The 6,221-nt window shown below is 50.4% G+C and carries 9 protein-coding genes; 6 read left to right on the top strand and 3 right to left on the bottom strand.

Annotated features, from left to right (window positions below):
* The first annotated feature begins 43 nt into the window (after positions 1-43).
* The 5 genes from VGA08_02025 (at position 44) to VGA08_02045 (ending at position 3,941) form a co-directional block, all read left to right on the top strand.
* Positions 44-697 carry a hypothetical protein gene (locus tag VGA08_02025; protein HEX9679374.1) on the top strand — a complete coding sequence of 218 codons (654 nt, stop codon included), beginning with the start codon at positions 44-46 and terminating at the stop codon, positions 695-697.
* Positions 698-786: 89 nt separating this feature from the next.
* A complete protein-coding gene (locus tag VGA08_02030; GenBank protein ID HEX9679375.1) occupies positions 787-1,212 on the top strand; it encodes a hypothetical protein in 426 nt (141 codons plus the stop codon).
* Between the two features lie 131 nt (positions 1,213-1,343).
* The gene (locus VGA08_02035; GenBank protein HEX9679376.1) at positions 1,344-1,883 is read left to right on the top strand and encodes an NYN domain-containing protein; all 540 of its coding nucleotides are present in this window, start codon (positions 1,344-1,346) and stop codon (positions 1,881-1,883) included.
* A 39-nt stretch (positions 1,884-1,922) separates the two neighbouring features.
* Positions 1,923-2,627, top strand: coding sequence for a hypothetical protein (locus tag VGA08_02040; GenBank protein ID HEX9679377.1), 705 nt, complete (start codon positions 1,923-1,925; stop codon positions 2,625-2,627).
* Between the two features lie 48 nt (positions 2,628-2,675).
* Complete coding sequence (locus VGA08_02045; protein HEX9679378.1) at positions 2,676-3,941, top strand: family 1 glycosylhydrolase; 1,266 nt, start codon at positions 2,676-2,678, stop codon at positions 3,939-3,941.
* On the opposite strand, the gene VGA08_02050 is transcribed toward VGA08_02045, so the two are convergent.
* Positions 3,898-4,551, bottom strand: coding sequence for a non-canonical purine NTP pyrophosphatase (locus VGA08_02050; GenBank protein ID HEX9679379.1), 654 nt, complete (start codon positions 4,549-4,551; stop codon positions 3,898-3,900). The genes VGA08_02045 and VGA08_02050 overlap by 44 nt on opposite strands.
* A gap of 79 nt (positions 4,552-4,630) precedes the next feature.
* Between VGA08_02050 and VGA08_02055 the strand changes: the two genes are divergently transcribed.
* A complete protein-coding gene (locus tag VGA08_02055; GenBank protein ID HEX9679380.1) occupies positions 4,631-5,338 on the top strand; it encodes a DNA alkylation repair protein in 708 nt (235 codons plus the stop codon).
* Here the strand turns inward: VGA08_02055 and VGA08_02060 are convergent.
* Together VGA08_02060 and VGA08_02065 are read right to left on the bottom strand one after the other, a co-directional pair.
* Positions 5,335-5,811, bottom strand: a complete 477-nt coding sequence (locus VGA08_02060; GenBank protein ID HEX9679381.1) for a hypothetical protein — start codon at positions 5,809-5,811, stop codon at positions 5,335-5,337. The two genes, VGA08_02055 and VGA08_02060, sit on opposite strands and share 4 nt — an antisense overlap.
* A 2-nt stretch (positions 5,812-5,813) precedes the next feature.
* A partial coding sequence (locus tag VGA08_02065) for an NUDIX domain-containing protein (GenBank protein HEX9679382.1) occupies positions 5,814-6,221 on the bottom strand: 408 nt, incomplete at its 5' end.

Consider the following 6,221-nt stretch of genomic DNA (forward strand, 5'->3'; position numbering starts at 1 on the left):
GACAGTAGTGCTAAAATAACCACATTATTTAGGAGGCAAAGGCATGAATCGCGGCCTAATAGCGGGAATTATTGCGCTGGTACTATTACTCGGTGGGGCGGGGGCTTATTTTTTAACCCAGGACGACGATCCGGCTAGTCCGGCTTCAGAGCAAAACGACGAGTCAAACGACCAAATGGCTGGTACCTTTCAGCCGGTGGCGACCACCGGATTGGACTTTGTCGCCACTTTTAGAACCACGGTCGGAGACCAGACTTCCGAGGCGAGAGTAGAGTATGACTCGCCCAACGCTTGGCGCTACATTGGCAACCAGGATGGTACCGAATTTGAAATGATAATTACTACCGATGGATTTTTCTCGATGGCTAACGGCCAGTGGATCAAGTATCCCGTCAGCGCCAGCACCGATAATGGTTTTGACACCTCGCTCTATGAATATGACGCCGACGAACTAGCGGCTTTAAACGCCGGCGCAACGTACGCCGGGACGGACAGTTGCCCGAGTGGTACCTGCGACGTTTGGGAGGTGGAATCGATGGATGGCAGCAGTGTGACAATTTATATTGACGCCGCCAGCCGGCGCATTTCTCAAGTGGTGTCGCGCTCTGATACTGCGACTACCTCGATCTCTTACGAATACATAGAGGTGATGGTCAGTCCGCCGGAAAAGTACACTGAGCTTGAACTGCCGGCGTAAATTAGCAAAAAACTAAAACTGGCAGCGGCCCGGTAGATATGGTTCGATTGGTTTGACTTTTCCAAAGAACAGGATATATTAATCAACTTATGGCGGAAAAACTAGCAGTGGTAGCGGGCGATTTGCTGATGAGGGTCAGCGCCGCCAATAAACCAGGCTTAAATTATTCGGAAATTGCTGAACTAGGCTGTTACCATGACATCGGGCGAAACTTGGTCATAATCGGCGGTATTGACGAAAGCAAGCTTAACGGCCCGCCGCATAATATTGGACGCCATATTCTGCGAGGGCTTGATATCGGTGTAGTGGATCGCGATGGCAACGAATGCTGGGCCACAGCTTTGGACTTAGGAGATGATGGTGAAGAGGACGATCCATACGAAGAATATATGCGACGGCAGATTAAAAATTACAGTGACGAATTATCAGAGTGGCAAGTTGTGACCGCCAGAAATGAACTGCCAGATCACTTGCAGGCATCGTTAAGCGCCACGTTTCGAATCAAAAAGCCCTAAAAATGACCTGCTCTAGCCGAACGATCACCCCAGACTAAGAAGCTTAAGGCGGCTAATCCTGGCCCCTAAGCGGTTTAGAAATCACCAGCCGAAGTTTCATCAATTGGATAAACAAGCTAAGATAGATCTAAATGGAAAGCAAATCACAAAACAACTATGCCTTTATTGACGGCCAAAATTTGAACGCGGGTGTAAAGGCCTTGGGTTGGAAACTGGACCATAAAAAGTTCAGGGAATACTTAAAACAAGAGCTTGGCGTCGAGCGGGCCTATATGTTTATCGGCTTCATGGAAGAACACCAAGACCTATATAGCGCCCTTCAGGACTCGGGGTTTATATTGGTGTTTAAACCGCTGGTCAGACACGGCGATTTGGAGATCAAAGGCAACGTCGACGCCGACTTGGTGCTGCAAGCCATGATGGATCTTGAGCGCTATAACCAGGCGGTTGTCGTTAGCGGTGACGGCGACTTTGCCGGCCTGATTCGGCACCTTGCCAGCATTAACAAGCTCAGGCAGGTGATTATTCCGAACCGGGATAGATATTCATCGCTGTTTGATAGGTTGGACAAGTTTGACGCCAAACACGTGACCTACATGAATGAACAGCGGAGCAAACTGGCTTATAAAGATCGCCAGAGACAACGCCCGCCGCCTAAAAAACCCGCTTAAGCTTGCAAATCGATTGAACATAGGGCAACTTCAAGAGATATGGAAAGATCAAATCGCCGGGAGCGAGGACACTTACCTCTCGAAAGGGTAAATGCCGATTTAATCATCGCCTCAATAAACCGACTTAATATTAAAAGCCAAGCAGAACATCCTTTGCCGCGGCCAGGAAACGATGAAGATCTTTACTACCGGTCGAGAAAAATCATCGAACAACAGGTTTATACGATCCACAACCGGTATAGAGGAAATGACTTTCACCCGACTGCTCGATGGGCGGCAATTCTGTCTGAGCACGAAGATAAAAATAGCGGTGAGGTCTTATTGCCGGACAAGCACCTAACTCCGGCCGAACAAGCCTTTTTAAGAGGGGCGCGTACGGCTTACTACCAATATCATGAGTACCTAGGGTTTAAGCCAAAATGGATTGATTTGCGCCACGGCCTACCGGCTAAGGCACTGCCGAGTGAAACTTTGATTTTGCGCGCCGGGGAGTTGAGAAAATCATACCTGGCAAGCTATGCTGGCGTGAGTTTGACTTGGGATAGGGTTATCGACCAGTTTCCCGGGATATTCGATCACTTGTTAGTCTATACCGATTCAGCCCGCCGCGGGATCGGCTACATCGTCTCGCAGTTGGGCGGGCAAAATTTGGATGCCTATTTTGAAACGTCGGAATTTGCACAGGTACTTGCGGCTCTAGACGATGACAGCATTGCTAACTGGTTAGGCAAGCCAGCCGACTAAAGTCCTAAGCAGAAAAAGCCGCGGCGACTCGGGTATAATAGGTGCTAAGTGAACAAAGAACAACTCAAGAAAATTAAATTTTGGGGGGCGTCGACCTCCGCGCACCAGGTTGAAGGCAAAAACCATAATCAGTGGTCGATTTGGGAACTGGCCAACGCCAAAGAGCTGGCGTCGGAGGCCGAAGGCCAATTATCACACTGGTTGCCAAAATGGGAGGAGTTCAAGGAGCTAGCTACCGATCCAAGCAACTATGTATCGGGTATCGCGGTTGATCATTACGCGCGGTATGAGGCGGATCTCGACCTTTTAAGCCAGATTAATTTAAATGCCTTTCGGTTTTCCATCGAGTGGTCGCGGGTCGAGCCAAAACCAGGCGCCTGGGACGAAGTTCAGATCGACCACTACCGCCAAGTATTGAAGGCTATGCATCGGCGGCGAATCGAGCCGTTTGTTTGCCTATGGCACTGGACGGTGCCGGTTTGGTTTGCGGAATCAGGGGGATTCGCCAATAAGAAAAACGTTAAGCATTTTGTTCGATTCTGCGAAAAAATCATGGCCGAACTAGGCGAATATATAAATTACGTAATTATCCTTAATGAGCCCAATGTCTATGCCGGTATGGGCTATCTAAACGGTAGTTGGCCGCCTCAGGAAAGGTCAGTGCTTAAGAGCCTGAGGGTGGTATGGCACCTGGCGGCCGCCCAAAAGCAGGCCTATACCCGGATCAAGGCCATAAATAAACGGCTTAGCGTCGGCTTGGCCTATCACTACACCCATTTTGCCGCCGGCGACAACACCCTCAGGACAAGGCTGGTGGTTAAGCTAAAAAATTATGGCTGGAATTTATGGTTTAACAACCGCACCGAGTCATCCCAAGACTTTATCGGCATAAACTACTATCAAACGGATCGGATCGTTAAGGGCACTAAGCAAAATACTAACGAGCGGCAAAACGATGTGGGCTGGGACATGCACCCGGCCGATATCGAACACGTGATCTTGCAAGCGGCCAGCGAATATAAAAAACCGATTATCATCACGGAAAATGGGTTAGCGGATAAACATGATAACAATCGTGAGTGGTGGCTGAAACAAACGTTTAGCGGCATCAGCAAGGCTATGGCCAAGGGTGCGGAGGTTATTGGCTATATGCACTGGAGCCTGATTGACAATTTTGAGTGGGCCTTAGGCTTCTGGCCGAGGTTTGGGCTGGTTGAAGTCGATCGAGCCACGCTTGAGAGGAAGATCAGACCGAGCGCTATATGGCTGGCTACTTTTCTAAAAAATCTCCGCTCAGACTCTGCAAATCGTTGATATAGTTGAAGACTTTTTTAAACGCTAGAGCCCGTTGACTCAAAAATTCCGGGCCGTTGACTTGAGCTTTTTGGAGGTACTGAGAGTAAGTCAACATAGCTCCGGATATAAAAAACAACTGGCCCAAGGGAAAACCCTCGACTAACGGCGAGTCTTTATCCGGGACATTCAGAATTGAGCCGTCCAATGAACCTTCAAAAATAAGCGGTTGCTGACCGGTCTTACCGAGTGCTACAACGGTTCTAAGGCGGGCGGTACGCTGGGGTGGGGGGACCGAGGCGAGTTGTTTGAGGGTATAGTCAGTAATTTCTTGATCGGTCATTTCCTGGCCGACCCAACGCTGACTATTGACGCCGGGCTGACCGCCCAGCGCATCGATCTCGAAGCCCGAATCGTCGGCGGCTAACCAGTCGATTTGATTGTGCGCCAGAGCCGCGGCCGCCTGGTCGAATTTTTGTCGGGCGTTGGCTTCATAAGTGTCGCCGGTCTCCTGGAATTTAACATCCACGCCGACGTCGCTCAAGCCTACCACGTCGATTGAACTAACTTGGCCTAAGCGTTTTATCTCACTCAGCTTGCCGGGACTGTAGGTCGCGAATATTAGCCGCATGACAACTAGTATACCGGTCGGTGGTTAGTGATGGTATTTTCTTACACTCATGTCTCTGCCAATCGACTATGCTAGTACTATGACAGCGCGCGACGTGAAGCAAGCCTTGCTAAATCTGGCCTCAGCCGATAAGGCTCGATCAAACGCCTGGTTTTTCAAATCCGGGCCGGGCCAGTATGGCGAAGGGGATGAATTTATCGGCGTCAACGTACCTGACCAGCGGGTCATTGCCAGCCATCATCGCGAGCTTAAGCTAGAGGAAGTCATCAAGCTGATTGCGAGTCCGGTGCACGAGCACCGGCTGACCGGTTTGTTTATCATGGTTGATCAATTTAACCAGTCAGCTAAAGCCGGGCGACAGGTCCGCTATGAAGCCTACCTGAAACTGCTCAACGACGGGTGGGTTAACAACTGGGACCTAATTGATAGCAGCGCGCCGCAAATCCTGGGAGCTTATCTAGCCGACAAGTCTCGGCGCGAGCTTTATCGGTTGGCCAGCGGGGGATTATGGCAACAAAGGGCGGCGATTTTGGCCACTTTTTACTTTATCCGTGAGGACGATTTTACCGATTGTTTGTCGCTGGCTGAAGAACTGGTTGATCATCCGCACGATTTGATCCATAAGGCCGTCGGTTGGATGCTCAGGGAAATCGGTAACCGGGACCGGGCGGTAGAAGAACTGTTTTTAGCCAAACACTATAAATATATGCCGCGGACAATGCTGCGTTACGCCATTGAAAAATTTCCTAATCAACTTCGCCGGGCCTACCTAGAAGGCAAAATTTAGAGATTGAACACCCGGCGAAAGAGCGATAGTTCATCACGCTGAGGCAGCAACGGGTTCGGTGGAAGCTGGTTATGAGCAACTACGTAGTCGATTATAGCCTCGGGTGAAATGACAGTTTGGGCTGGTACCAGAGCTGGAAGGGCGCGCAACGGGCACAGAAAATAAACCGGTAGGCCGATGGAATGGGCGAACGAAAGCTCATAACTGGCACTCGGGCCCAGTCGGCCCGATGGGTTGACAAAATAGGAAAAGCCCTCTGGATTGAGACTTTTCATGGCTTCTAAAAATTCGAGCTCAATCTGCTGGTTAGTCTTGCCGCGATTATCCTTAAACCGGACGAATCCATCTTTAATCGACTCGACGGGAGAAGCTTCGGGTGCCAGCACTTGCCAACCAGCGGCGCGGAACTGGTCGGCAATTTGGTCGATGGCGTCAAGGTCGGAGCGATAACTGCCGTGGAGCACGCAGCGCATGGTCAAAATGCTTGGGATTGGTAGTGTTGATCGACTTCAATGAATTTGTGCCGGCCCATGATTACCTCGAGCTCAAGCTCAAAGCTATTGAATTTTGGTTCCAATCTCATGGCGGCCTCGGCCGTTAGCCAGGCATTCCGCCCGGCGTCGAATTGTTTAATCAGCCGACCGCGCGGTTGGGCGCAGTGGACGACGATAAAAACTTTGTCTTCCTGCGGTTGAGTTTGGGAGTCTAAATAGGTGTGCTCATGGTAGATGCCAGCCACGGACAGACTGGCGCTTAAGCCAGTTTCTTCTTTTAGCTCCCGGGCGGCAGCTTCGAGAATGGTCTCGCCCCAGCGGATTTTGCCGCCGGGAATACCCCAGAATCCATACCATGGGTTCTTTAGCCGCTCTTGTACCAGGTATTG

Source organism: Candidatus Saccharimonadales bacterium, from assembly GCA_036397795.1.
GTDB lineage: Bacteria > Patescibacteriota > Saccharimonadia > Saccharimonadales > DASWIF01 > DASWIF01.

What these genes read in the sequence shown, in the direction of transcription:
- VGA08_02025 (HEX9679374.1), top strand. Translation starts at nt 44, where the DNA reads ATGAATCGCGGCCTAATAGCGGGAATTATTGCGCTGGTACTATTACTC.
- VGA08_02035 (HEX9679376.1), top strand. Translation starts at nt 1,344, where the DNA reads ATGGAAAGCAAATCACAAAACAACTATGCCTTTATTGACGGCCAAAAT.
- VGA08_02055 (HEX9679380.1), top strand. Translation starts at nt 4,631, where the DNA reads ATGACAGCGCGCGACGTGAAGCAAGCCTTGCTAAATCTGGCCTCAGCC.
- VGA08_02030 (HEX9679375.1), top strand. Translation starts at nt 787, where the DNA reads ATGGCGGAAAAACTAGCAGTGGTAGCGGGCGATTTGCTGATGAGGGTC.
- VGA08_02050 (HEX9679379.1), bottom strand. Translation starts at nt 4,551, where the DNA reads ATGCGGCTAATATTCGCGACCTACAGTCCCGGCAAGCTGAGTGAGATA.
- VGA08_02040 (HEX9679377.1), top strand. Translation starts at nt 1,923, where the DNA reads ATGGAAAGATCAAATCGCCGGGAGCGAGGACACTTACCTCTCGAAAGG.
- VGA08_02060 (HEX9679381.1), bottom strand. Translation starts at nt 5,811, where the DNA reads ATGCGCTGCGTGCTCCACGGCAGTTATCGCTCCGACCTTGACGCCATC.